Below are 25736 nucleotides of genomic sequence, written 5' to 3' on the forward strand. Positions count from 1 at the left end.
TTTCTTCTTCATTGACTGGCGTAGCGCAGGAAAGGCGGGCTGTTTGGGCATCGGCGGGCATCCTTCAAGGTCCCGCTCAGTCTACCGCAACCCGCTCAGAGCACGAGGTTTTTCAGACTTTCCTTAACGAATCAACTATTCGCCGCCGCCCGCGACGCCGCATCGCGCAAGGTTTTACGGGCACGTCAGGCGCGCCCGCTCAATCCTCTCCGTCGGCTTGATCGGGGTCGAGATCCTGAAGATCGGGTTTAACCGGATCGTCGACCGCCGAACGAGGGGCAGCCGGACCGGAAGACTGCGATGTCGCGAGAGCCTCGGGATTGCGGATCCAGATATCGCGCTGCGAGAACGGGATCTCGATGCCTTCTTCGTGGAACCGGCGAGCGATCTCGTAGTTCATCTCGGATTTGACCGAGAGCACCCAATTCACATCCCGCAGAATGGCGCGGATTTCAAAATCGAGACTGTCAGCACCAAAGCCCTGGAAGATCACACTGGGTGCCGGGTTCATCAGAACCAGCGGATTGGCCTTGGCAATCTCCATCAGGATACTCTCAACCTTGCGCAGGTCCGTGCCATAGGCCACCCCGACCGGCACGATCACGCGACCTACCGTGTTGCCACGCGTATAGTTGGTCACAGTCCCGGTGATCAGGTCAGAGTTCGGGATGATCACATCAGAGCGGTCAAAGGTCTCAATCCGGGTGGAGCGCACCGAGATGTCCCGCACGTAGCCCATCAACCCGCCAACCTCGATCCAGTCGCCTTTGGAGATCGGGCGTTCGATCAGCAGGATGATGCCCGATACGAAATTCGACACGATGGTCTGAAGGCCGAAACCGATCCCGACAGACAGGGCACCGGCAACAATCGCCAGCGAAGACAGGTCCAGTCCGGCCAGGGAAATCGCCACCACAGCGGAAATGAATATCCCCGCATAGCCAAGCCCCGAAACAATGGCATTCTGGCCGCCCGGATCGATCTTGGTCTTTGGCAGCAGAGAATTGCGCAGGCTACCCTGCACCAGCCGGGTCAGCGCATACCCGGCGGCGAATACGATTGCAAAGCTAAGGAAAGCGGTCGGAGAAATCCGCGTATCGCCAATCGAAAAGCCCGCAAGGAACCGAGACCACAGCTCCGTCAGGTCGGCAACGCGGGCCCCCCAGACAATGGCCAAAATCGGCAGCGACAGCGTCACCAGCAGGAAGCCAGAGATCACCGTGAACAGCGAATCCTGCGCGGTCTGCCCCTTGCCGCTAAGCCAGCCGTAAACATCGCCAATGAAGCGCTGCAGCACCAGCATTGCCGCGAGGATCGCAAGCGTGGAGATTGCCGGATAAATCAGCGCCTCGGCCGCACTGGTATAGCCGACTGCAGCCACCAGCGGCGACACGATCCCCAAGGTATAGGCGCCACGTCGCACGACGGACCGTATCCGCCCGACATTTGAAACAGCTGGCGCTCCGGTGTCGTCGTCCTCGCTCTGCTGGGACTCGGACGTCTCGGAGATGGCCGTTAGCCGCTGTACCCGCAACATCACAAGCGCGGCAAAGACGATCAGCGGGAAGCCCAGCACCGCATGGGCCTCGACCGAGATCCTTTCGATCTGCTCAAGACGGATCAGCGCATCCTTCAGCACCAGCAACACCGCCAGAAAATCCAGCATCAACCGGGCCTGCTGGTGCCGGTTGTCGGCAACCGGGATCAGGCTGCTGCCGTCGCGCGGCTTGAAGACCTGTTCGCCCAACCAATGGAAGGACAACAGCAAGAAGGCCCAGACCGGCACGTAATCCGTCAGCAGCGAACCGCGCAGCCCGAGAAGACCGGACAGATCAATTGCAGCGGTCAGCAACAGGATGCCACCGAACGGCAGCAGAACTTCCAGCAAGGAGACCACGAAACTCCAAACCCCGGTGCCACCGCCGCCATATTGGCGCAAATGGCTGCCCGCAGCCCGTGCCCAAGGCCGTCCCCGCAAGAGCAGCAGCCCGGACAACAGCAGCAGCAGCAAAATCGCCGGTAGGTTGTTGCTGATCCGCTCCCGCGTGGTGTCATTGCCCAATTGGAAAGCGGTTTCATGCCACACCGCCATTCCGGCATCGGACAGATCGGCCGCTGCCTCGGGCCAGTATTGCGGGTTCAGAGGCGACGGCCCCCGTTCCAGCAACCGTTTGGTGCGCCGCTCACGAATGATCTTGTCGATCTCTGCAATCAAGCCGTCGGCGCGGCTGTAAGCCTCTTCAGAAACCACCCGTGGGACCCGCAAGGCATTCAGCTGATCTCGGAGGCTTGCCCGCAACTGGGCGATATCCTCGGCCTCGGTTTCGCCCTCTGCCGGGGGCGGGCCAAGCGCCTCGAGCTGCCCTTCCAGCGTGCGAATCCGGTCAGCGTTGTCGGTGCCTGAAGACAGAAAGGTCTGCCGGAATCTGGCCAATTCGCTTCGCAGCTGTTCCAGCGCAGCGTTGGACGCCCGGTTGGCATCAATAACCTGTTCCGCACGCGTCGCGGTTTTCTGCCATTCGGCAGACATGGCCCGGATCTCTTCCGTGCTCTGTGCAGACAGCGGAAGGGCCAGGCCGATCAACAGGATCAGCCCAGCCCCCCAAATGCGCAGCAAGTCAGCTATGCGTTTCATACGTCCTCGAATACACCCGGGATGGAGGCAGGAGCGTGAGTCATCCAGTCCGGCACCGGCAGGCTTTTCTCACGCAGGAAATCGGGGTTGAAAAGTTTCGACTGATAGCGCGTGCCATAATCACACAGCACCGTCACGATGGTTTTGCCCGGTCCCATTTCCTTGGCCATGCGTACGGCGCCCGCGATGTTGATCGCCGACGAACCGCCAAGCACCAGACCTTCATTATGCAGAAGATCAAAGACAAACGGCAGCGCTTCTTCGTCCGGGACCTGATAGTTGAAATCCGGTGTAAAGCCTTCAAGGTTCTTGGTGATGCGTACCTGACCGATGCCTTCGGCAATGGAGGAGCCCTCCATCGCGATTTCACCGGTGGTGTAATAGCTGTAAAGCCCGGCGCCCATCGGATCGGCAAGACCGATCTTCACGCCCTTGGGCTGCAGCGCCTCGGCGACACCGGCCAGCGTACCACCCGAGCCGACAGCGCAGATGAAACCATCGACCTTGCCGTCGGTTTGCTGCCAGATTTCGGGGCCGGTGGTTTCCACATGGGCCTGACGGTTGGCAACATTGTCGAACTGATTGGCCCAGATCGCACCATTGGGTTCGGTCTTGGCCAGTTCCTTGGCCAGACGCTCGGAATAGCGCACGAAGTTGTTCGGGTTGCGATAGGGCGCCGCCGGAACCTGCACCAGTTGCGCACCGGCAAGGCGCAGCATGTCCTTTTTCTCTTCGGACTGGGTTTCGGGAATCACGATGACGGTCTTGAACCCCATCGAGGCCCCCACCAGCGCCAGACCGATCCCGGTGTTGCCCGCGGTGCCTTCAACAATGGTGCCGCCCGGCTTCAGCTCGCCGCGTGCGATGGCGTCGCGGATGATATAGAGCGCCGCACGGTCCTTGACCGACTGGCCGGGGTTCATGAACTCCGCCTTGCCCAGAATTTCACAGCCGGTTTCGTCGCTGACGCGGTTCAGCCGGATCAGTGGCGTATGGCCGATTGCATCGGCCAGATCACGTGCAATGCGCATAGTATCCCTTTCGATCTTTCTCTACAGACTTAGCCAACCGCCCCTCCGATCACAAGGCGCGAAGCCACAACTGTGCCCCGCTCAACCGATGTGCGCGCGAAGCCTGTCCCGGTGCCGGGCCAGCCACAGCGCTGCCGTTACCAAAGGCATGTCCTGATAGGTATTCCTGTCCACCGCATCGATAAATTCAGAGAACGAAATGACTTTACTGCGGATGTCCTCGTGTTCACTGGCCAGCCCGCCGCCCCCTTCGACCGCATCAAGATCGGCAAGCCCCACAAAAATGTGAATGAATTCACCTGAAGCGCCGCTTGAGGGGTAGACCTCGGCCACACGCTCCAGCTGGGTGACGGCTACGCCCGCCTCTTCCTGTGCTTCGCGCCGAGCGGTTTCTTCCGGCGTTTCACCGGGGTCGATCAGCCCCGCCACCGGCTCCCACATCCAGGGGCTTTTTTCCCCGGCAATATAGGTCGCGGCGCGGAACTGCTCGATCAGCAGCACCTGATCGCGGACCGGATCATAGGGCAGAACCACCGCCGCCCGTCCAACCAGCGCCACGCCCCGGTTCACCACCGGGCTGAAGCTGCCATCGTAGCGGCGGAACTGCAGGTCCATCTCTTCCATGGCGAAGAAATTCACATAGGCACGTTTGTGGCCGTGCACCCGCACATCCCGAGCCAGATCGTGGGCCGGATCCTCTGGCCGGGCCTGCGCCGCCAACCAGGACGCGGCGCGGCGGCGGATCGAGGGGAAGATCCGGGCGATCTCCTCAGCCGATTTGCAACCGCGCAGGTCCATGACCTCCTCGGCAGCGCGCAGTGACAGCGCGCCCCAGTCTGCAATCCAGCCGTCCAGGTCCCAAAGCTCAGTGGTATCCCACATACCGGGCGCGGGGAAATATACCTCTGCATGCGCAGGCTCTCCACTCTCCAGGCGCACCTCCACCTGTTTCAGCGCATAATCGAAACCGCCTTCATAGAAATTGAGCGCGTCGAGATCCTGCTGCGTCACACCCCGCAGCAGCAGCCCCGGCGCAGAGACGCCTTCGCAGGCCTCGATGGCGGGAAAGTGCTGGTCCCTGACCTGCCGCACCGCGTGATCTGCAAGCTGTGCCTGCCGCGCATCAAGACTTTCGGCGCTGCGTCCCAGAACGCATTCCAGAAGCGGCACATAGCGCAGCGTGCCGTATAAAAAGAGATCAGCCACAAGGCGCTCCCGTTATGAAGTGACAATTGACAGTCAGCGCCAGCGGTTGTGAGCGTTCTCGGTGGCGAGGCCCGCCAGAACCCCGCCGATCACCAGCGCCAGCAGGACATGCGGCACCGCCATGACAAAGAAATAATCCAGCGAAATGGTGAAGATCGCAGTCAGCGCCTCGAACGGCCCGTCAAACCGGTGCCGCATGGCCAGCCGGAACATCTCCCAGACGCCCTGCACGAACAGCCCCCAGAACACCATCACCGCCATGCCGGTGATCCCGTTGTTGATGGCGGGCACCAGACCATGACCAGCCCGCCGCCCCATCAGGATCCAGCCACAGACAACCCCGATGGCCATGTTCACATAGGTGAAATAGCCAAAATCGGTACCCTCGGGCATCAGGGGCATGATCATGCCCGAAACAACAAAGGCAAGCAGCGCCATCGACAGGGCTGCGATCAGTCGTGCTCCGTTTGGCATCCCGGCGGGTTCCGTTCCTGTTGTGGCGGTCGCCCCCAAACGGCCACCGCATCCTGCATTGACCAGCAATTTCGCCGGTTCCCGCCTCGCAGACAAGGGTGCCGGGAACAAGTTCTGCCACCATGCGCAACTGGGCAACAAAGCTAGCCTGCCCGGCGTCACTCAGCCTGCTTCCTGTCCGGCGCTACGGTGCTGCCCATAGGCCTCCAAAGCCCGCTCCCGCCCCGCTTTCAGATCGATCAGGGGGCGGGCGCGCATCTGGTCCGGGGACAGGCCCCAGCTGAACGGCGCCGCATCAAAAAAGCTGGTGGCGCTTTGCGGCGGTCTGCGCTGACCTTCGGCGATCCATCGGCGGATATAACGGCGATCGGCATCGAACTTGTCGACCTGGCCTTCCGGATTGTAGATGCGGAAGAACGGCGCCGCATCCGGGCCGGAGCCCGCGGTCCATTGCCAGCCCATGGCATTGGCGGCCGGATCCCAGTCCACCAGACAATCCGCAAACCAGTCCATCCCGACCTTCCAATGCATCATCAGATGTTTGGTCAGGAAACTTGCCACGATCATGCGCGATCTGTTGTGCATCCTGCCGGTGACATACATCTCCCGCATCGCGGCATCGACAAAGTCATACCCGGTCTGCCCCTGTTGCCAGGCCTCCACATCCGGGGTGATCTCGCTGGACCAGCCAAAACCATCCCATTCTGGCCGCCAGTTTTCCGTCAGGATCTGCGGGCTGTGATACATCAGGTGGTAGGCAAACTCGCGCCAGACCACCTCTTTCAGGAAATGTTCCGCGCCTTTCCCGCTGCCTGCCATCGCGCGCTGGCCCAGATGCCACATCCGGTGCGGGCTGATCTCACCCCATGCGAGGTTTTCCGACAGGTTCGAGGTTGCATCCTCGGCTGGGTAATCACGGCGATCCTTGTAGCGGGCGACGGCCTCTTCGAGGAACCCGTCCAGACGGTCCAGCGCCGCTTGCTCTCCAACATTACAATGCGCCCGCACGATATCGGCGCCGCGCCGCATCGCCGCGCCCATCTGCCAATCCGCCACCGCATCGCTGACCGGCCAGCTCTCCGGCGCGGACAGCTTGCCCGGCTCGGGCAGCAAATCGGCGGGCTGGCGGTCGCGAACGGCTTTCCAGAACGGGGTGTAGACCTTGAACATGCCCCCCGCCTTGGTCTCGACCGTCCAGGGTTCAAACAGCAGCCGCCCGCCATGGGATTTCACCGCGATCCCGGAGGCCTTCAGATCCTCCTTGATCGCTGTATCCCGCGCGATGGCCTCGGGATCATAAAGCCGCGACCAGACGACGCTCCCTGCCCCGGTCTCATCAATCACCTGCCGCAGAACCTCTTGCGCATCGCCGCGACGGAAAATCAGCCGACTACCGCGCGAGGACAGCGTTTCTGCGAGTTTCTCCAGCCCAAGGCCAAGACGGAATTTCGGCGCCGCGCCCAGCGCCTTGTCCTGCGCATCCAGAATATAAAGCGGGATGACAGGCGCGCCGCTGTTCACGGCAGCCGTCAGGGCTGGGTTATCCGCAAGGCGCAGATCGCGCCGGATCCACCAGATCACCGGGGCATTGCTGGTCATATGTCTGAAAGTCCTGTGCTGCCATTCTCGTTACAGCACGCGATCTAGGGCCTCGATCAGATGCGTCACCTCATTTTCGCTGGTGTAATGTGTAAAACTCATCCGAAGGACGCCCTGTTCCGGGTCCACCCCCATCGCCGAGAGCGCGCGCACCGCGTAGAAATCCCCGCCGCCCGCCATGATACCGTGCCCGGCCAGTTCCTCTGCCAGCCCAGCGCCAGACCGGTTGACGGCAACAGCCACGGTCGGTGCGCGCACGGCGGCGTCGCTTGGGCCGATAAGGCGCAGATCGTTGCGGTCCTTCAGCGCATCCAACAGCGGTTGCAGCAGTTTGACCTCGTGGTCACGCATCAGGTCGTGCACAAACCCGGCGCGCGCTGCCGCGTCTTCGGTAGGGCCGCCGTGATGATCGCACAGGGCGTCGATATAGTCCGCCATACCGGCGCTGGCCGCGACCTGTGCGTGATCTGGTCCCGCAGGGGTGAAGCGCTTGTAGAGAACGTCGCCGTTGAAATAATGCGCCTGGTTCGGAAGGATTTCGCCCAGCGCCCGGCGGATGACCATGATCCCCTGATGCGGACCATAGGTCTTATAGGCCGAGAATAGGTAAATGTCCGGTCCCAGCTCCCCGACGTTGGGCAGCCCATGCGGCGCGTAGGACACCCCGTCGACGCAGACAAAGGCCCCCGCTGCATGGCAAAGCGCGGTTATCTCGGTCACCGGGTTGATCTCTCCCACTACGTTCGAGCAATGGGGAAAGCAGACAAGGCGCACGTTTTCGTCCAGCAGCGTCTCCAGATCCGCCGGATCCAGATGACCGGTGGCAGGGTCGATCTTCCATTCACGGACCTCGATGCCCTCTTCGGCCAGCCGCCGCCAGGGGCCGGTATTGGCCTCGTGATCCTGGTTGGTGACGATGATCGCCTCCCCCGGGGACAGGAACTGCCGGAAGGCCTGCGCCAGAACATAGGTGTTCTGCGTGGTCGAGGGGCCAAAGCTAACCTCATCGGTATCCACTCCCAGGATTGCCGCAAGCCGTTGCCGGGCCTCGTCCATCTCTGCCCCGGCCAAGGTCGAGGCCTCATAAGGCGCATAGGGCTGCACCTTGCGCTGGGTGTAATAGCGTATCAGACGATCAATCACCGGCTTGCAGGTATAGGAGCCGCCTGCGTTCTCAAAGAAAGCCTGCCCTTGCAGCGTGGGTTCGGCAAAGGCCGGGAATTGCCCGCGTACAAAATCAATATCCAGCGCCATCTGTCATTCCCCTGCTTTTGTGTTTGCAAAAGGGATGCAGATCTTGCCGTGCAAGGTCAAGCGCCGGTACGCGGTGGAACCGTCCTGCAGCGTGAGGCGCCAGATGCGTCGCCAAAAGAAAGAGCGCGCAGTATCAACCCTGCGCGCTCCCTTCGTCTCAGAAAAACGGTGTTTCCGTTACCCGTTCACATCCACCACGACGCGGCCTTTGACCTGCCCTTTGAGGATGTCTGCGCCCAGTTGCGGCAGATCCTGCAGAGTTGCGGGCTGGATCATCGCTTCCAGCTTGTCCATCGGCAGATCGGTCGCGATCCGCTCCCAGGCGCGCAGGCGGTTGTCATAGGGCTGCATGACGGAATCGATACCCAGCAGGTTCACCCCGCGCAAAAGGAAGGGCACCACAGTTGCGGGCAGGTTCGCACCACCAGCCAGCCCCACCGCCGCAATGGAGGCACCGTATTTCATCTGCCCCAGCACACGTGCCAGCATCGCCCCGCCGACCGCATCAACGCAGCCTGCCCAGGTTTCGCTTTCCAGCGGGCGTTTGACCGTCTCATTGATTTCTTCACGGGCCACGATCTGTGTCGCGCCAAGGCTGCGCAGGTAATCCGCGGTCTCAGGACGGCCGGTCACGGCCGCGACCTCATAGCCGAGATTAGCCAGAATCGCGGTTGCAACAGAGCCAACCCCACCGGCGGCGCCTGTCACCAGAACCGGACCGTGGTCCTTTTGCAGCCCGTGATCCCCCAGCGCCATGACCGCCAGCATGGCGGTGAACCCAGCGGTTCCCACTGCCATCGCCTGGCGGGTTGTCAGCCCTTCGGGCAGCGGTACCAGCCAATCGGCGCGCACACGGGCCTTTTGCGAATAACCGCCCCAATGTGCCTCTCCCACGCGCCAGCCGGTCAGGACCACCTTGTCCCCCGCCTTGTAACGCGCATCCGAAGACGCCTCGACCGTACCGGCAAAGTCGATGCCGGGAATATGCGGGTATTTGCGGACCAGACCGCCACCAGGGCCGATGCAGAGCCCGTCCTTGTAGTTCACGGTGGAATAGTCCACCGCCACAGTCACCTCGGCCTCGGGCAGGTCATCAAGGCTGATCTCCTCGACCGCCGCAGATGTCTTTCCCGTGTCTTCGTCCTTATTCACGACCAATGCGTTGAACATCATGCTTCCCCTCGTTTCACATCCAGAATTTCTCGCGCACGGTGGCCGTGCGCATACCGTCGGGTGTTTCCACCTCAAGTCTTGAGCCCGCATCCCAATGAGTCATGCGGATCATGCCGATTGCCACATTGGTGCGGAAATCGGGCGACCAGGCCGCCGAGGAAATTCGCCCCGCCGGACGACCGCCTGCAAACACCGACCAGAACTGATCACAGGGTGGCACGGCATCCCCGTCGATGGCAATCGGGCGGATCTGCTGTACCGGCCCTTCCTTGGCGACCCGCAACAACGCATCCCGGCCGATACAACCAATCGCCGTATGGGTATTGCAGAACCGGCCCAGACCACATTCATGCGGCGTGTTGTCATCGGTCATGTCGTTACCATAGCTGAGCAAGCCGCCCTCGATCCGTTCGATCAGGTTCGGACAGCCCGCGCGGACCTCAAGATCCTCACCCGCCTCGAACAGCTTGCGCCACAGTGGCATGCCAAATTCGCTGCCCTCCACGTAGATCTCGAACCCGCCCTGTTTGGAATACCCCGAGCGCGCAATGACCAGATCATGACCCTGGAACTGATAGACCCCGAAGCGGAAGAAGCGGATATTGCGGATGCTTTCACCAAAGACACGCACCATCAGCTCCTCGGCCTTGGGTCCCTGCACGGCCAGCGGTGAGACATCTGGTTCATCCACCAGCACATCAAGACGCCAGCCATTGGCGATCCCCTTGACCCAGTAAAGAAGGTCGCTGTCCGCGATGGAGATCCACCAGCGGTCCTCGGCCAGCTTCACTGCCACGGGATCGTTCAGCATGCCGCCGGTTTCATCGACGATGGGCACGTAGAAACACTGGCCTGCCGTCATCCCGCGCAGATCACGCGGGGTCAGCATCTGCATCAGGCGCCCGGCATCAGGTCCGCGCAGTTCAACCTGGCGCTCACAGGCCACATCCCAGACCTGAACATGGTTTTTCAGATGATGGTAATCCGCCTCGACGCTTTCGAAAACCGTGGGCAGCAGCATGTGGTTGTAAACGGTGTAGGCGCGCACTCCGGCCTCTTCCACACCTTGGGAAAACGGGGTGCGCCGCAGCCGACGCGACGGTGAAATCAGTGCCATTGCAAATCCTCCCTGGCAAGGCGCGTTGCCCAGTAGCCTGCGGTCCTCCTCATCCTCACCGGAACAGGGTTTTACGCTTCACCCAAGGGTCGGAAACCGCGACTCAACGCTTGCTTCCCAAATGTCAGACTTTTAAATGTCTGACAAATGATTTTTACAGCCCCTCACGATATGGTAATGACGCTGGATATCGACAGGACAGTACCCATGAAAATCGACCCTTCCAGTTCCGACGACCTCTCTGTGCAAATCGCACAAGCAATCAAGGACGCGATTATTGGCGGTCAGCTGATCGTCGATGAACGACTTCCTTCCGAGGCCGAACTGGCCGATCATTTTCAGGTGTCCCGCCCGACCGTACGCGAAGCGTTGAAACGGCTTGCGGCGCAATCGCTGATCCGTACGCAGCGCGGCGCCACCGGCGGCGCCTTCGTCAACAGATTGAGTTTTGAGGATGCCTACCCCCAGCAGGTGACCACCTCGACCCTGCTGCTGTCCATGAATGCGGTCAGTTTCGACACAGCCTGTGAAGCGCGTTATGCGCTGGAGCGCGCCTGCGCGCCCTTGTCGGCCCAGCGGCGCACAGCCGATCAACTGGCCACGATGCGAACCGAGATGTTCCGCCAGTCCCAGCCCGGCCTGACCGATGAAGCCTTCTGCGCCTCGGATGTTGCCTTTCACCGGGCGCTCGTCGATGGCGCGGGCAATCCAGTCCTGTCTTATCAGCTGGCTGGCGCAGTCGAGGCGATGCAGCCGCTGATGAACATGATCACCTTCACCGCAAGGGACCGCGCACGTATCGTGGATTTGCACGGGCGCATCGCGGATGCCATCGAATCCGGTGACGGCACCGCTGCCAGCGAAGGCCTCAGTGATCTGGAAAAGGAAACGCGCAAGCTGGCCTCGGATGTCTTCGCCGCACGTGCTGCGGCGGTCTCAACCTGACGCCTGATCGCAGGTAAATCGGCCCACAAAATTCGCACTGTCTATCCGATTTGCCCCTTTAACTCCGCCCGGTCAGCACCTATGTTCTCACTGTTCCCTCGTGGAACTATGGACATAAACGCGCTCGTAATAAGCGGATCGGACCCGGGGGCGGTACCCGGCGGCTCCACCATATATCCTTCGTTTGGGGATCATGGGGCCGAAACAGGATCGACGAACGTCTAAAGGGGTTAGCTTTGTCTCGGCTGTCTGCCACCGTTATCGGCGAAACTAGTACAATTGCAAACGACAATCGTGCTCCGGTTGCTCTGGCTGCGTAAGCAGTTCGAGTCGAACCGACTTTAAGTCCTAGCGCCTAGCCGCGTTAGGCGGGGTTCGCAGGTACCTGGCAACAGAAACCTGCACTTTTCCCCAGCTTTCTCAACGATCACAGGCACCCGTATAGGTTTTATTCAGACTCTGGGCGCATCCTATGCGCAAGACGGAGAACTGTGATGACCAACGCTCAACGCTTGCGAAACTGGTATACCGAGGTCTGGGAAAAAGGAAACCTGGACGCGATCACAGATTTCATTGCACCGGACACCATCGCCAAGGGAATCGTTCCTGAAATGCAGATGGGAATCGATGATTTCCGAGACCTTATCATGACCTTTCAGGCCCAGGTCGGGCGGTTTGAAGTGGACCTACCCAAGGTGATCGCCGAAGGTGACTGGGTTTCAGCTTTTCTCGTCGTCCGCACCTCAAGAACCGACACGGGCGCCCCGCTTGAGGTTTCAGGGCAGGTTATGGCCCGGTTCGAAAACGGCCGGATCGCCGAAGCCTATAATCACGTCGATTATATCTGCCTGCTGGAGCAAATGGACCTGTTGCCGCCCGACACGATCCCGATCTGCATGACCGGGCAGCGGCTCGATTGGGTCAGACAGATACCCCACAGCATCGCCGCGGCGCCTTAGACCGCCAGCCTCGCAAACAAGCTCAACCCTAATCTTTCTCACCAGAAAACATCCACACGTAAAAGTGGTTGATTCGCAGCCACAAGCCCTCTCGACTTCACTGTTGGTAACAAGTACCGGATTGACACTTAAACTCTGACCAACCGAGACCCCAACGAATGACTCATCAGACAGGCAGCGTTCTTGAGACTGTAAAGCAATGGTTTCACGAGCTTTGGGAAGAAGCGGACACGGCCGCCATAAATGCCCTCTCCAATTCTGGCACCACGATGCAGGGAGCGATATCAGAGCTGGCTGCGCCACAGAACTATGGCGAAGTGGTCACCGCGTTGAATGACCTGCTAAAGAATATTCACTTCGAATACGCCTATCCGGTCGAGCAGGGGGAATGGGTTGCAGTAAAGTTGATCGTGCAGGCGCAATCCGCCGCAACTGGGGATGACGTTCGCTTTACCGGGCAGATCATCGCCCGGGTCAAAGAAGCAATAGTGACAGAACTTATTGCAACCATAGACTACATGAAGATGTTCGAGCAGCTTGGCCAGCTGCCCGAGGATTCCCTCCCGATCTGCCTCACAGGCGAACAATTGATCTGGGCTCAGTAATCCCTCCACAGACTAAGCTAGTTTTTTCTGTCTCCGCGGGCGCGGCTGCCCTATAGGCATGCAAGACCCTGCCCCGATCAGCCGCGGAGATCGACTTGTCTGCCAGCTTCACGCCCGACCGCCCGGATTTTCGCGATCTGTTCCGCGTTTTCCTTCGTATCGGCCTGCTGAGCTTTGGCGGCCCCGCTGCCCAGATCGCCCTGATGCATCGCGAACTGGTGGAGCAGCGCCCCTGGCTCAGCGAAGATGAATTCCTGCGCGGTCTCTCCTTCTGCATGCTGCTGCCCGGCCCAGAGGCGATGCAGCTGTGCACCTATACCGGCTGGCGCCTGCGCGGCACCTTTGGGGGGATTCTGGCCGGATTGCTCTTTGTGCTGCCCGGCGCCGCAGTTATCGCCGCATTGGTCTGGCTTTACGCTGCCTTTGGCACCGTGCCGGGGGTTCAGGCCGCCTTTGCCGGGATCAAGGCAGCAGTCATCATCGTGGTTCTGCAAGCCCTGTGGCGGCTCAGTAAGAAGGCCCTCAGCAAAGGCTCCGACTGGGCCCTCGCCGGACTTGGCTTTGTCGGATTGTTTTTCCTTGGCTTGCCCTTTCCCGTTGTCGTCCTGTGCGCAGGTCTGTTTGGTCTTGTGAAAGGCCAGACACCGGCAGCGGCACCGGCAGAAGTCACAAAGGAACACGGGTCACAATCGCCGCTGCGGGTCGCTGCCTTCTGGAGCATTCTCTGGCTGACGCCGCTGGCACTGCTGCATTTTTCCGGCTTCGGCTTTCTGGCAGACATTGGCTGGTTCTTTGCCAAACTCGCCGTGGTAACCTTTGGCGGCGCCTATGCGGTGCTCGCCTATATGAGCCAGACCGTGGTCGAGCAGCATGGCTGGGTCACCGCCGGGCAGATGATCGACGCGCTGGGTCTTGCAGAAACCACCCCCGGACCGCTGATCCTGGTTACCCAGTTCATTGCAATGCTGGCCGGGCTGACGACCGGCGGGATGCCCGTGTTCCTGGCTGCCGGGGCGGTGGCCCTCTGGGCGACCTTCGTGCCCTGCTTCCTGTGGATCTTTACCGCCGCCCCCTATGTGGAGCGCCTGCCCCAGCATCCCCGCCTTGGCAGCGCGCTAAAGGCGATCACCGCTGCGGTGACCGGTGTCATCCTCAACCTGTCGGTCTGGTTCCTCCTGCACGTGCTGTTCCGCAACCTGCCGCAAACACAGGTCGGGCCGCTGTCCTTTGTGGTGCCGGACTGGAGCAGCCTTGACGCCGAAGCGCTGCTTCTGACAGCAGTGGCAGCGGGCGCGGCCATCGCGCTGCGCGGGCGGCTGCTCTGGCTTCTGGCGCTTATGGTTGTGGCGGGGCTCGCAGTTGCGGCTGCACCCGATCTGCTGCTCCCGTAATCCCTGTGCCAGAGCGGAAAATTCCCCCTCCGGTCCGTTGTTTTTTTAACAAATCGGTTCCGGTAACTATTTCGTTTCCCGGAGAATCCCCTATGCTAGGAGAAAAGAAAAAGGGGTCTAAGCGTGTCCCGAGAAATCGACTACGGTAACCTGATGCATTCCGCCATGCGCGGCCTGATCCGCACCGTCCTGCAGGATGTGGCGGACAACGGTCTGCCCGGCAATCATCACTTCTTCATCACCTTTGACACCCGTCATCCCGATGCCCAGCTCGCCGACTGGCTGCGCGAACGCTACCCGGAAGAAATGACCGTGGTGATGCAGCACTGGTATGACAATCTTGCCGTCGACCAGGATGGCTTTGCCGTCACGCTCAATTTCGGTGAAACGCCAGAGCCGCTCTATATTCCTTACGACGCGATCAAAACCTTCGTGGACCCCTCCGTCGAATTCGGCCTGCGGTTCGAAACCGCCGAGGACGACGTCGAGGACGAACAGCCCGAAGACACCACCGCAACCGAGGAAGAGACAACCACGGATGAGACGACGGAGAAAACCGACGCCGAGGTGGTATCGCTGGACAGCTTCCGCAAGTAACCTGCCAGTCGCGGCCTGCCGGATCTCCAGAAACCCAGATTGGAAAATACGACTTGGTCTTTTGCGCGTCACGGGCGCCGTTTTTTCAGATACCCCAAATAAGGCCTTTGCCCGCTTGAACCGTCAGCCATCGGCGCGGCTACTCTGCATCGAAAACCAGCCCTGACGGGGGACAGCAAGGCAATATGGCGCGGCGTTAGTCCTGACGTTTCAGAAAGGTCGAAACCATCCGGGTCGGCTCACCATTGCGATGGACCACATACTTCAGATCCAGCCCCCCTTTGACCAGTGTGCGGTCGTATTGCTGCATCTCGTAGTCACCGTTCGGCGCGATGAACATTGAAAACACCGTAAAGGTATCTCCGGCAATCCGGCTCCAGACGTAGGGATCGCCTTTCATCGGATCCATCTGGACGGCATGGCCAAAGACGTTCTGCTCCATCGCAGCGGCAAAAATCCCCGAACGATCGCTGTCCACGAAACTGATCTCATAGGTTTTTGCCTTGCGGTTGCCGCCCCCTTTGATGGTGACGGTGCTCCATTTGACGGTAAATCCCTTCTTGGCCTCAGCAATCGTCACGCTCATGTCCCGCAGCTCGCTCTCGCCGTTGGCATGGGTGACGATCACCGACCCGGTGTAGGCCCCGACAAACGGCGCGATATCCGCAATAGCCGCCTGCGCAAGCAGCAGAACTGCGGCACAAAACATCGCAGCCTGAAGCATGACCCAGCGGAGCCATGCCACACCGTCACGTACGGCCGGAAACGCCCCGACGCGGGCAACGGCTGATGGACTGGAGGGGGCAGAATAATCGGGCACTGGCGTTCCTTGTCTACAGATGAGCGAAAGTATCTTCGGGTGACTTTAGCTTATTTCGGGGCGCAGGCAATCCGGCGCGCCCATTTGTCCCTATACCCGCGCGCGCGTTTCCCTATGATGCGCGCAACTGGCCGATTGCGCCTGACCCGGGCGTCGGCTAAACGGCATGCAACGGCATACGAGACGGAGAGAGACAAGATGTCCGATACCCGCACCGAAACAGACAGCTTTGGTCCGCTGGAAGTTCCTTCCGACAAATATTGGGGCGCGCAAACGCAGCGTTCGATCATGAACTTCCCCATTGGCTGGGAAAAACAGCCCGTCGCCATCGTGCGCGCGCTGGGCGTGATCAAGAAAGCCTGCGCCATGGCCAACAAGGCCTCTGGCAAAATGGAAGCCAAGATCGCCGATGCGGTGATCCAGGCCGCCGGTGAGGTGATCGAAGGCAAGTTCGACGACAACTTCCCGCTGGTTGTCTGGCAGACCGGCTCCGGCACCCAGTCGAACATGAACTCGAACGAGGTGATCGCCAACCGCGCGATCGAGATCCTCGGCGGCGTCATCGGCTCCAAGGATCCGGTGCACCCCAACGATCACTGCAACATGGGGCAGTCTTCGAACGATACCTTCCCCACCGCGATGCATATCGCCACCGCCATGTCCGTGCGCGACGTGCTGGTGCCGGGCCTGACCAAACTGGCCGAAGGGTTGGAGAAGAAGTCCGAAGAGTTCAAGGACATCATCAAGATCGGCCGCACCCACACCCAGGACGCGACCCCGCTGACATTGGGCCAGGAATTCTCTGGCTACGCGCATCAGATCCGTCAGGGTCTGGCACGGGTCGAGGCCGCGATGCCCGGCATCTACGAGCTGGCACAGGGCGGTACCGCCGTCGGCACCGGGCTCAACACCCAGAACGGCTGGGGCGAGACCGTGGCGGCCAACATGGCCGAGATCACCGGCCTGCCTTTCGTGACCGCACCGAACAAGTTCGAGGCACTGGCCGCGCATGACGCCATGGTGTTCCTGTCCGGCGCCCTCGCGACCATCGCGGGCAGCTGCTACAAGATCGCAAACGACATCCGCTTCCTCGGCTCTGGTCCGCGTTCGGGTCTGGGTGAGCTGATCCTGCCGGAAAACGAACCCGGTTCCTCGATCATGCCCGGCAAGGTGAACCCAACGCAGGCAGAAGCGCTGACACAGGTCGCCGCCCATGTCATGGGCAACGACGCCGCGATCAAATTCGCTGGCAGCCAGGGCCATTTCGAACTGAACGTCTACAACCCGATGATGTCCTACAACCTGCTGCAGTCGATCCAGCTGCTGGGTGATGCGGCGGACAGCTTTACCGAGCGGATGCTGATGGGCATTCAGGCCAACGAGCCCCGCATCGAAAAGCTGATGAAAGAGTCGCTGATGCTGGTCACCGCTCTGGCGCCGACCATCGGCTATGACAACGCCACCAAGGTCGCCAAGACCGCGCATAAGAACGGCACCACCCTCAAGGAAGAAGCCATCGCGCTCAGCTTTGTGGATGAAGCCACCTTTGACGCTGTGGTGCGCCCCGAAGACATGATCGGGCCCAAGGCCTGATGGCGGAACCGGTCAATCTGAACCGGTTCAGAAAACAAAAAGCGCGGGCCGACAAAAAGGCCCGCGCTGATGCCAACGCTGTGAAATTCGGCCGCAGCAAGGCCGAGAAACAGCTGGACCGCAGTCGGCGTGACAAAAGCGACCGCCAACTTGACGGTCACAAGTCCGAAGAATGAGCAACCGTCCCAAGAAACACTCCCTGACCCTGCGCGGGCACCGCACCTCGGTCTCGCTGGAGGATGAATTCTGGACCGCCTTCCGCGCCATAGCCGCCAAGGAAGGCCGTGCAATCAACGACTTGGCAGCCGACATTGATGCAGAACGCGGAACAGAATGCGGGCTGGCCTCGGCCATCCGCCTGCACGTTCTGCGCCACCTGCAGGCGCATCAGACCGGGGACTGATCCCGCCGCTCCAGCCGCAGCCAGATCCCATTCTTTGCCCGCACCGTTAAATGGGCAACCGGAACGGGCTCCTTGCCTGCCACCGGCGCCACCCGGAAATGGCGCAGCAGCATCGACAGGATCAACGGCCCTTCGACCATAGCAAAGCCAGCACCGGTGCAGACCCGGGGACCAGCCGAGAACGGCATATAGGCTTCACGTTGACACTTTTTACCATTCTCGGTCTGCCAGCGCTCCGGATCAAAGCCATCCGGGTTGTCCCACAGCCGTTCGTGGCGATGCAGGTGCCAGGGGCTGAGCACCAGTTGCGACCCTTTCGGCACTTCGCGGTCGCGGAAGCGTTCGGGGCACGTCGCCTCGCGTACCATCATCGGCACCGGCGGATAGAGCCGCAGCGCCTCGCGGAACACATCGCGGCTGATGCGCATGCGGGATACTGCGGCGAAACTGTCGTCCTCAAGCGCGGCGGCTTCCTCGGCCACCCTTTCCTGCCACTCCGGATAAATCGCCATCAGATAAAGCGTCCAGGCCAGCGCCGATGCACTGGTTTCATGGCCGGCCAGAAAGAAGATTGCCACCTGATCGACCATTTCCTCGGTGGAAAATCGCGCTCCGGTTTCCGGGTCGGCATTGGTCATGATCTTGGTCGCAAGGTCCTGCGGCGCGGTTCCGGCAGCGATTTCGGCTGCGCGCTCATCCGTCAACTGGGTAATCAGGGCGCGAATGCGCGTAGCATTCTCTCGCGTTCCCTTGCGAAAGAAACGCGGCATCCAGCGCGGCACCGGCACAAAGGCGGCGAGATTCAGGATTGGCTGGCTGCGCTGGTAGTCCCTAAACCGGGAGAACACCTCGGCGGCAACCTCGTGCTCGATGGGGATTGAAAACAGCGTGCGAAAAATCACATCCGCCGCCACATGCGAAGTGACTGCTTCGATCTCCACCTCCCCCTCCTGCCCCTTTAGGCGCGCGGCAGCGGCTTCGGCAGCGGCACGCATCGCCGGGAAGGTCTCTTTCAGACGCCCGCCTTCGAATGCCGGGTCGATGATCCGGCGCTGGCGCTTCCAGGTTTCGCCATTGGTCAGGAACACCGAATTACCCAGCAGCGGCTTCAGCCCCTCGCTGATCCGGTCCGATTTCGGGAAATCGTCCGGGCGGTACTTCAGCACCGTTTTCACCAGATCCGGCTGATTCAGCAGAAAGGACCGGAAGAAGGGCGTGCGAAACTCCGCCATCCAGGCCCGGTAAAGCCGCGCGGGCTGCGCCGACAGGATGTCCTTGCGAAACAGCCTCACATAGCGCCAGAGCGATACTTTGTCGGGGCGCGAGGCGGGTTTGGGTGGCAGGGGGGTCATGGCGATGGCACCGAGGTATAGCCCGAGGTCGGCGCCTCGATCCGGGATTTCGACGCAGGCCGCCCCTCGTAACGCTCTGCCAGCGAGATGGGGCCTGCGGTGATCTGAAAGTAGTCATAGTCACCGGGCCGGTCAAAGGCGCAGAGATACTGAAAATGCAGCCGGAAGAACCGCCAACGCAGCTCTTTCCAGCGCCCAGGGCTCAGCGTTTGTGTAAAGGCCGCCGAAACGACCAGTGGCCAGCGTTTTTCATCTGGTGCAACGCCGCTGACGCAGACCGGATCGCACAAGGCAAAGGCGCAGCCATCCCCCGGCGCGCTGACATCTACCCAGAATAGTTCCGGACTGGCCGACAGATACCGCAGATCGCCGCGCAGCCGGTCAGCCTTTGGCAGGAAGGATACCATCGGCACGACCTGACCAAGGCTGAGAAACCCCAACGCCGGGCGCGCCGCGGGCAACCCTTCGCGCAACAGATCCGCTAGCACCGAAACACCGACATGGGCGCCGGATGAGTGGCCAACGACCAGAACCTCATCCACTGTGTTTTCTTCGATGGCGCGGCGGATCAGCTGCCGGAACTCCGCCATGCGGGCCTCCAGCTCGGGCGGGTTGGCCCCGCGCGAGGCTGCGGAATAGGCGTAATCATGCATCAGGTAATAGGCAAAGAGCTTACCATCGCGCGCCTTGAACCAGCGCAGCAGTGCAATCGCAGTTAAAATCAGCGCCGCAATGAATGCCACCGCGCCGATGACCGCCGCTGTCTGAGACCCAGCCACAGGGGTGAGCGCCCATTGTGCGAGCCAGTCGATTGCACCGCCGACAACAGCCCCCAACGCCAGCGCCAGCAGCAATTGCAGCAGCAGCATGCCCACCGGATAAAGCGCTGCAATCACCGGCCCCTTGCGCAGACGCATCAGGCGAAAAAGCGCGCCGGTCGAGATATAGGTCCAGGCGGTGCGCGCCAGTTGCAGATAGGTCGCCGGAATGGAGGCCGCCATGCTGCCCCGCACGATGTCAGACCAGACCAGAACCTCAACATCGACCGTCACCTCGGTCCCGTCGATCTCGGCCTCTACGTGCCAGCCATAGGGACCGTCAGCCTGTTTGGGGCGCTGCGAGATCTGGTAGCCAGAGATCGCCGCCTGGGCGGCGCTTTCGCTGCGGTAAAGCTCACGATAGCGGCGGGGGTGGATGGGATCGTAACCGGGGATGTAAAAAACCTGTCGGCGGCGCACTGTTGCACCGCCGATGGATTGATCGCAGTCCTGCCTTGCCGTTCTGCCCATTCCGGCCTCATTCGATTTCACTCGAGATTAGCGGCGGATCTGGGCAAGAGTAAGACCCCGGCGGCGGCTCTTAGCCAAGTGTTGCAAGCGCGGGGAATGTTTCCAGCAGCCACCAGGAGAAGGTGGAGAACAGACCGGTCACCAGCATGATCCCAACCACCAGCAGCAGGCCGCCCATCACTTTTTCGATGAGCCCCATGTGGCGCTTCATCCGGTTCATCAGCGCCATGGAACGGTTAAGGAAAATCGCCGCCAGCAGGAAGGGAACGCCCAGTCCCAACGCATAGACACCGAGCAACAGCGTTCCGCGGCTGACCGAAGCCTCAGAGGCCGCCAGCGACAGGATCGCGCCCAGCTGCGGGCCGATGCAGGGCGTCCAGCCAAAGGCAAAGGCGAGACCAAGCACATAGGCCCCGATGGCGGACCCACCGGATTGCCCCGCTTCCATCCGTGCTTCGCGGTCGAGGATCGGAATGCGGAAGACCGACAGGAAGTGCAGGCCAAAGACGATCACGACAACGCCGGAGACCTTGGCGAACAGCTCCTGATTTTGCAGGACGAAGGCGCCAAAGGCCGAGGCGGTGAACCCCAGCAGCAGGAACACCGTCGACAGCCCCAGCACAAAGAACAGTGCCGAGACGATCACCTTGCGCCGGGCGGTTGCCGTGCCTTGCATCTCTCCGATGGTGACGCCGCTCATATAGGCCAGATAGGGCGGCACGATCGGCAACACACAGGGCGACAGAAAGCTGATAAGACCAGCCGTCAGCGCCACGAACATGGCAGGAATCAGTCCTGCGTCGATGATTTCAATTCCAAACATAGCTCTCACTTAATCCAGTGCAGACCAAAGGTCACTGGTACCTGCGGTCACATCCTTGTGGACAGGCTGTGAGAGGCACCTTATCTGCAGGATATGACTGACGAAAACACCACTCTAGATGCCATCGGGCTGCTTTGCCCCCTGCCCGTTCTGAAGGCCCGCAAACGGCTGAAGGCGCTGGCCCCGGGCGATACGCTGACCATGCTGGCCGATGATCCTGCGGCCATCATCGATGTGCCGCATTTCTGTGCCGAGGCCGGGCATGAGTTCCTTGGCCAAAGCGACGGAACCGGGCACCAGATCTACCGCATCCGAAAAGGCAGCTGAGATCCCTATTTCCATGGGGCGAAAGCCAGGTCCCCGCACCTGAAGCGGTCAGTTTGTCTCTCTTTCGGGGTAAAGCGCCGGAGTGTCCTGGCTGAAGGTATTGACCCAGCCTGCACCACTGCGCTGCCAGATGGAGCTGATGTACATCACCTCTTCCACCGTCTTGCCGCAACGGCAGTAGAGGGCGCGATAAGACAGCAGTCCGTGATCCGGCCCCAGCGCCCTGACCTTTGCCTCCGAGATCTCGTAGCGGTCAATCGACGCACCAGCGCTGATCTGCGCCACGTGATCCTCCCGGCCCGCAAAGCCGTCCGGGTAAACCCCCAGAAAATCCGCACTTAGCAAGGCGGCGTCTGCTGCACTATCGCCGGTTTGCAGCGCCTGCCAGACCCGCGCCTCACACTCCAACAACGCGTTCAGTAGCTCTGTGTCGCTGTGCGGCCGCGTCTTTGCCATGGCGATCCCCTCAGTAATGAAAAAGGGGCGGACCCTGCGGCCCGCCCCGATATCAGTCTCAGCTTCCCAGTGACCACCAGCCGCGGCGCTTGGGCTTGGGCGGGGCTTCCGGTTCTGGCGCTGGCGCAGGTTCTGCCGCTGCCACAGCCACCTCGGGCTCCTTGGTTTCCGGTTCTGCTGTCTCAGGGGCCGTAGCTTCCGGCTCAGCGGGTTTCTCGGCCTCTTCAGGCGCAGCGGTCTCCGCCTCGGCAGGTGCAGTTTCGGCGGCCTCCTCTTCTGCCACCGGTTCCACCTCAGGCGCGGCCTCCGGCTCAGCAGCAGCAGTTGCCTCGGCGGGTTCTACCGCCTCGGGCTCTTCCGCAGGCGCAGCCTCAGCGGCATCGGGTGCAGCTTCCGCTTCGGCAGCTGCTTCCGCAGGTGCTTCGGCAGCAACGGCTTCTTCTGGCTGCGACGCAGGGCTTTCGGCTTGGTCGGGCTCTGCGGGTTTCTCTTCGGTCACCGCATCTGCAGTCTCGGCCTCTGCAGCCTCTGCCGGTTTATCGGAAGATTTTTTGCGGCTGCGGCTCTGGCTGGTGCGGGTGCGACGGGTGCGTTTGGCAGGCTTCTTCTCTTCCTGCTCAGCGCCCTCTTCCGCGCCCTCCGCCTTGGCCTCGGCTGCGTCAGCGAGCTGATCAGACTTGGCGTCCTGCGCCGAACCGTCTTCCGTAGACTTGTCACCCTCCGCAACTCCAGCAGACTGGTCTTTGTCACCTTCGGACTGATCGCCGTTGTTCTCGCCATTGTCCTGATCCGAGGATCCGGACTTGCGCCGCCGCCGACGACGACGCTTGCGCTTGGGTTTGTTCTCACTATCGCCTTCGGCCTCGGGCTGGGTCTTGTTGCCTTCATCGACAGAGGTGGTCTCCTCTGCTTCCGCAGCCTCACTTTCGTCGGCATCAATCTGATCCATGATCGAAGTATCAACGGAGACCACGGGCGATGCGGCCACCGGAACCGTGCGCGATGCGGTCTTGAACTTCTCAAGCTCGAAATCCGGGCTGACCAGATGCGGGTGGCCCTCGATGCGCACGGAGAGACCGTAGCGCGCTTCGATCTGCGCAATATGTTCGCGTTTCTGGTTCATCAGATAATTGGCGATGGCCACCGGGCATTTCACCAGAACCTCACGCGAGCGGCGGCGGGTGCCTTCTTCCTCGATCTGACGCAGGATCGACAGGGCCAGCGAGTCATCCGAGCGGATAAGGCCGGTGCCATGGCAATGCGGGCACGGCGCCGTGGTCGCCTCGATCATGCCGGGGCGCAGACGCTGACGCGACATTTCCATCAGACCAAAGCCGGAAATGCGGCCCACTTGAATGCGGGCACGGTCGGTTTTCAGCTTGTCCTTCATACGCTTTTCGACGGCGGCGTTGTTCTTGCGCTCGTCCATGTCGATGAAGTCGATGACGATGAGCCCCGCAAGGTCACGCAGACGCAGCTGTCGCGCCACCTCTTCGGCGGCCTCCAGGTTGGTCTTGAGCGCAGTTTCCTCGATCGAGGCTTCCTTGGTCGCCCGGCCGGAGTTCACGTCGATGGCTACCAGGGCCTCGGTCACGCCGATCACGATATAGCCGCCTGATTTCAGCTGCACCGTCGGGTTGAACATGCCCGCCAGGTAGCTTTCCACCTGGTAGCGCGCAAAGAGCGGCAGCGTCTCGTTGTAGTTCTTCACGTTCTTGGCGTGGGACGGCATGATCATCTTCATGAAGTCCTTGGCGATGCGGTAGCCGCGCTCGCCCTCTACCAGAACCTCGTCGATCTCGCGGTTGTATAGATCGCGGATCGAGCGTTTGATCAGGTCGCCCTCTTCATAGATCTTGGCCGGCGCGATGGATTTCAGCGTCAGCTCGCGGATCTGTTCCCAGAGGCGCTGCAGGTATTCATAGTCGCGCTTGATCTCGGCCTTGGTCCGTTTGGCACCAGCGGTGCGCACGATGAGACCTGCGCCCTGCGGCACGTCCAGTTCGGTTGCAATATCCTTCAGCTTCTTGCGGTCGGCGGCATTGGTGATCTTGCGGCTGATGCCACCGCCACGGGCGGTGTTGGGCATCAGTACGCAGTAACGGCCTGCCAGCGACAGGTAGGTGGTCAGCGCCGCGCCCTTGTTACCGCGCTCTTCCTTGACGACCTGCACCAGAAGAACCTGGCGCACCTTGATGACTTCCTGAATCTTGTAGCGACGCGGACGCGGCTTGCGCGGCGGACGGATGTCCTCGCTGTCATCCTCGTCTGCGACGGATTCGATGGTCTCATCTTTCGAGGTCGCGTCAGACTTCGCGGTGTCTTCTTTGTCGTCCTCGTCCTTATCGTCAGATTCATCTTGTTCGGCAGACTCAGCCTTGTCGACTACATCACCGTTGTCCGCACCGGCATCCTCGGCTGTGCCAGCATCGGCGGCCGCATCATCGCCAGCCGCTTCTTCGGCGCTGGTAGCCTCTGCACCGTTCTGATCGTCGCCATCCGGCTCTTCAACCGGGGTTTCCGCAACGGTCTCCATCGGCGAGGTGCCCTCGGGGACCTCGGCAAGCTTGTCATCCGCAGCGCCATCTTCGGCGTCCAGATCGATGGTTTCCATACCCGCGATTTCAGCCTTTTTTGGGCTGTCTTTTTCCGGGGCCTGGGTGGACGCCTCATCACCATTGTCCTGCGGCGTGACCTCTTTGGTCTCCACCGCATCACCGGCGTTCGCCTTGGCAGCTTTGGTGCGCGAAGACTTGCGGCTGCGCGAGCGCGAGCCACGGGACGGTTTGCTTTCTTCTTCCTCGTCGCGGGCGCGCATCGCCTCGGCGTAGGCGCGCTCTTCTTCCATCAGCGCCTCACGATCGGCGACGGGGATCTGGTAATAGTCCGGATGGATTTCCGAAAACGCGAGGAACCCGTGGCGGTTTCCACCGTAATCGACAAAGGCCGCCTGAAGCGAAGGTTCGACCCGAGTTACTTTTGCGAGATAGATATTGCCGGCAAGCTGGCGTTTGTTTTCGGATTCAAAGTCGAACTCCTCGACCTTGTTTCCATCAACCACCACGACGCGGGTCTCTTCCGCGTGGGTGGCATCGATAAGCATCTTCTTGGCCATGTTTCCTTGGTGCACCTGCCCAGTGCAAACAAAGCCCCTCCTCTTCCGGGGGGCTGCGCGTGTTTTGGGTGGTGTCTTGTCAGGGCGATTTCAGACTGCGCGCCGCAGGTCAGGGTCCCGAAACATGCGTCCGGCCCTTTGTCCTGTATGCTCTTCGCTCTCGCGCGCGTCATCGCGGTTCTTCTCCGACAGGTGGGATATCCCGAACCCTGCCATGTTATTCCTTCCCGGTCGTGCCGGAAGAGGTGCTAGGCTGCCCCTTCACAAGGGGCAAATCGGTCTGCCTCAGCTTTCTCGGTTCTTTCCGGACAAAAGCATGAGACAGCGAATCTCATAAGGCTGGATGCGAAAGAGGCATCCTTTTCCTGTATTTTCAGCATAAGGCCTGAAACCGGGAAATGACAATGGCCATTCGGCACGGGCATTGCTGAAAGTGTAAACTATTCTTCCTTAGACGGTATTGGTTAACAAATCCCCGAAAAACTGCGGTGTTTTTCCGCAAAAAAGCGACCTGAATGGAAAACGGCGCCGGTGCATCCCAGCGCCGCATCAATGTCGAACAAAGCCAAAAC

Annotated in this window: 23 protein-coding genes and 1 other RNA gene; 10 read left to right on the plus strand and 14 right to left on the minus strand. The window is 60.9% G+C overall.

What is annotated here, in order from left to right; all coding sequences use genetic code 11:
• Positions 1 to 199 precede the first annotated feature (199 nt).
• The 8 genes from AAFO90_RS14715 to AAFO90_RS14750 form a co-directional block, all read right to left on the minus strand.
• A complete protein-coding gene (locus AAFO90_RS14715) occupies positions 200 to 2635 on the minus strand; it encodes a DUF3772 domain-containing protein (protein ID WP_347509849.1) in 2436 nt (811 codons plus the stop codon).
• Positions 2632 to 3666, minus strand: coding sequence for a cysteine synthase A (locus AAFO90_RS14720; RefSeq protein ID WP_065273405.1), 1035 nt, complete (start codon positions 3664 to 3666; stop codon positions 2632 to 2634). Before AAFO90_RS14720 ends, AAFO90_RS14715 begins: the two co-directional genes overlap by 4 nt.
• A gap of 81 nt (positions 3667 to 3747) precedes the next feature.
• A complete protein-coding gene (locus AAFO90_RS14725; RefSeq protein WP_347509850.1) occupies positions 3748 to 4872 on the minus strand; it encodes an NUDIX domain-containing protein in 1125 nt (374 codons plus the stop codon).
• Between the two features lie 33 nt (positions 4873 to 4905).
• The gene (locus AAFO90_RS14730) at positions 4906 to 5346 is read right to left on the minus strand and encodes a TrgA family protein (protein ID WP_065273832.1); all 441 of its coding nucleotides are present in this window, start codon (positions 5344 to 5346) and stop codon (positions 4906 to 4908) included.
• Between the two features lie 162 nt (positions 5347 to 5508).
• Positions 5509 to 6945 (minus strand): deoxyribodipyrimidine photo-lyase, encoded by a 1437-nt coding sequence (locus AAFO90_RS14735; protein WP_347509851.1) that lies wholly within the window; start codon positions 6943 to 6945, stop codon positions 5509 to 5511.
• 30 nt (positions 6946 to 6975) lie between these two features.
• Positions 6976 to 8199, minus strand: coding sequence for an aminotransferase class V-fold PLP-dependent enzyme (locus AAFO90_RS14740; RefSeq protein WP_347509852.1), 1224 nt, complete (start codon positions 8197 to 8199; stop codon positions 6976 to 6978).
• A 177-nt stretch (positions 8200 to 8376) separates the two neighbouring features.
• Positions 8377 to 9369, minus strand: a complete 993-nt coding sequence (acuI, locus tag AAFO90_RS14745) for an acryloyl-CoA reductase (RefSeq protein WP_347509876.1) — start codon at positions 9367 to 9369, stop codon at positions 8377 to 8379.
• Positions 9370 to 9385: 16 nt separating this feature from the next.
• The gene (locus AAFO90_RS14750) at positions 9386 to 10489 is read right to left on the minus strand and encodes a dimethylsulfoniopropionate demethylase (protein ID WP_274827979.1); all 1104 of its coding nucleotides are present in this window, start codon (positions 10487 to 10489) and stop codon (positions 9386 to 9388) included.
• Positions 10490 to 10696: 207 nt separating this feature from the next.
• On the opposite strand from AAFO90_RS14750, the gene AAFO90_RS14755 reads away from it, so the two are divergent.
• The 6 genes from AAFO90_RS14755 (at position 10697) to AAFO90_RS14780 (ending at position 14986) form a co-directional block, all read left to right on the plus strand.
• Positions 10697 to 11434, plus strand: a complete 738-nt coding sequence (locus AAFO90_RS14755) for a FadR/GntR family transcriptional regulator (RefSeq protein WP_065273400.1) — start codon at positions 10697 to 10699, stop codon at positions 11432 to 11434.
• Positions 11435 to 11487: 53 nt separating this feature from the next.
• Positions 11488 to 11840, plus strand: a transfer-messenger RNA (tmRNA) gene (gene ssrA, locus AAFO90_RS14760).
• 88 nt (positions 11841 to 11928) lie between these two features.
• Positions 11929 to 12393: an ester cyclase gene (locus tag AAFO90_RS14765; RefSeq protein WP_347509853.1), complete on the plus strand. Its 465-nt coding sequence runs from the start codon at positions 11929 to 11931 to the stop codon at positions 12391 to 12393.
• 158 nt (positions 12394 to 12551) lie between these two features.
• Entirely contained in the window at positions 12552 to 12998 is a 447-nt protein-coding gene (locus AAFO90_RS14770) for an ester cyclase (protein ID WP_065273398.1), read from the plus strand.
• A gap of 95 nt (positions 12999 to 13093) precedes the next feature.
• A complete protein-coding gene (gene chrA / locus AAFO90_RS14775; protein ID WP_347509854.1) occupies positions 13094 to 14389 on the plus strand; it encodes a chromate efflux transporter in 1296 nt (431 codons plus the stop codon).
• Positions 14390 to 14512: 123 nt separating this feature from the next.
• Complete coding sequence (locus AAFO90_RS14780; protein WP_347509855.1) at positions 14513 to 14986, plus strand: ClpXP protease specificity-enhancing factor SspB; 474 nt, start codon at positions 14513 to 14515, stop codon at positions 14984 to 14986.
• Between the two features lie 196 nt (positions 14987 to 15182).
• Here the strand turns inward: AAFO90_RS14780 and AAFO90_RS14785 are convergent, their stop codons facing one another.
• Positions 15183 to 15806, minus strand: coding sequence for a hypothetical protein (locus AAFO90_RS14785; RefSeq protein WP_347509856.1), 624 nt, complete (start codon positions 15804 to 15806; stop codon positions 15183 to 15185).
• A 198-nt stretch (positions 15807 to 16004) separates the two neighbouring features.
• Between AAFO90_RS14785 and fumC the strand changes: the two genes are divergently transcribed.
• The 3 genes from fumC to AAFO90_RS14800 are packed head-to-tail and all read left to right on the plus strand — an operon-like array spanning position 16005 to position 17802.
• The gene (gene fumC / locus AAFO90_RS14790; protein ID WP_347509857.1) at positions 16005 to 17399 is read left to right on the plus strand and encodes a class II fumarate hydratase; all 1395 of its coding nucleotides are present in this window, start codon (positions 16005 to 16007) and stop codon (positions 17397 to 17399) included.
• Positions 17399 to 17575, plus strand: coding sequence for a DUF4169 family protein (locus tag AAFO90_RS14795; protein WP_347509858.1), 177 nt, complete (start codon positions 17399 to 17401; stop codon positions 17573 to 17575). Before fumC ends, AAFO90_RS14795 begins: the two co-directional genes overlap by 1 nt.
• Positions 17572 to 17802, plus strand: coding sequence for a ribbon-helix-helix domain-containing protein (locus AAFO90_RS14800; protein ID WP_347509859.1), 231 nt, complete (start codon positions 17572 to 17574; stop codon positions 17800 to 17802). The genes AAFO90_RS14795 and AAFO90_RS14800 overlap by 4 nt, the downstream gene beginning before the upstream one ends.
• Here AAFO90_RS14800 and AAFO90_RS14805 read toward each other — a convergent pair.
• The 3 genes from AAFO90_RS14805 to AAFO90_RS14815 all read right to left on the minus strand — a co-directional run bounded on the left by AAFO90_RS14805 (position 17787) and on the right by AAFO90_RS14815 (position 21266).
• Entirely contained in the window at positions 17787 to 19154 is a 1368-nt protein-coding gene (locus AAFO90_RS14805; RefSeq protein WP_347509860.1) for a cytochrome P450, read from the minus strand. The genes AAFO90_RS14800 and AAFO90_RS14805 overlap by 16 nt on opposite strands.
• Positions 19151 to 20443, minus strand: a complete 1293-nt coding sequence (locus tag AAFO90_RS14810; RefSeq protein ID WP_347509861.1) for a hypothetical protein — start codon at positions 20441 to 20443, stop codon at positions 19151 to 19153. Before AAFO90_RS14810 ends, AAFO90_RS14805 begins: the two co-directional genes overlap by 4 nt.
• 70 nt (positions 20444 to 20513) lie before the next feature.
• Positions 20514 to 21266 carry a cytochrome c biogenesis protein CcdA gene (locus AAFO90_RS14815; RefSeq protein ID WP_065273390.1) on the minus strand — a complete coding sequence of 251 codons (753 nt, stop codon included), beginning with the start codon at positions 21264 to 21266 and terminating at the stop codon, positions 20514 to 20516.
• 93 nt (positions 21267 to 21359) lie between these two features.
• Here AAFO90_RS14815 and AAFO90_RS14820 point away from each other — a divergent pair, with 93 nt between their 5' ends.
• Positions 21360 to 21593, plus strand: a complete 234-nt coding sequence (locus tag AAFO90_RS14820; RefSeq protein ID WP_347509862.1) for a sulfurtransferase TusA family protein — start codon at positions 21360 to 21362, stop codon at positions 21591 to 21593.
• A 48-nt stretch (positions 21594 to 21641) separates the two neighbouring features.
• Here the strand turns inward: AAFO90_RS14820 and AAFO90_RS14825 are convergent, their stop codons facing one another.
• Together AAFO90_RS14825 and AAFO90_RS14830 are read right to left on the minus strand one after the other, a co-directional pair.
• Complete coding sequence (locus tag AAFO90_RS14825; protein WP_347509863.1) at positions 21642 to 22049, minus strand: nuclear transport factor 2 family protein; 408 nt, start codon at positions 22047 to 22049, stop codon at positions 21642 to 21644.
• A 58-nt stretch (positions 22050 to 22107) separates the two neighbouring features.
• Entirely contained in the window at positions 22108 to 25164 is a 3057-nt protein-coding gene (locus tag AAFO90_RS14830; RefSeq protein ID WP_347509864.1) for an Rne/Rng family ribonuclease, read from the minus strand.
• Positions 25165 to 25736: the final 572 nt, after the last annotated feature.

The sequence above is a fragment of the Phaeobacter sp. CAU 1743 genome (assembly GCF_039839315.1).
Taxonomy (GTDB): domain Bacteria; phylum Pseudomonadota; class Alphaproteobacteria; order Rhodobacterales; family Rhodobacteraceae; genus Phycobacter; species Phycobacter gallaeciensis_A.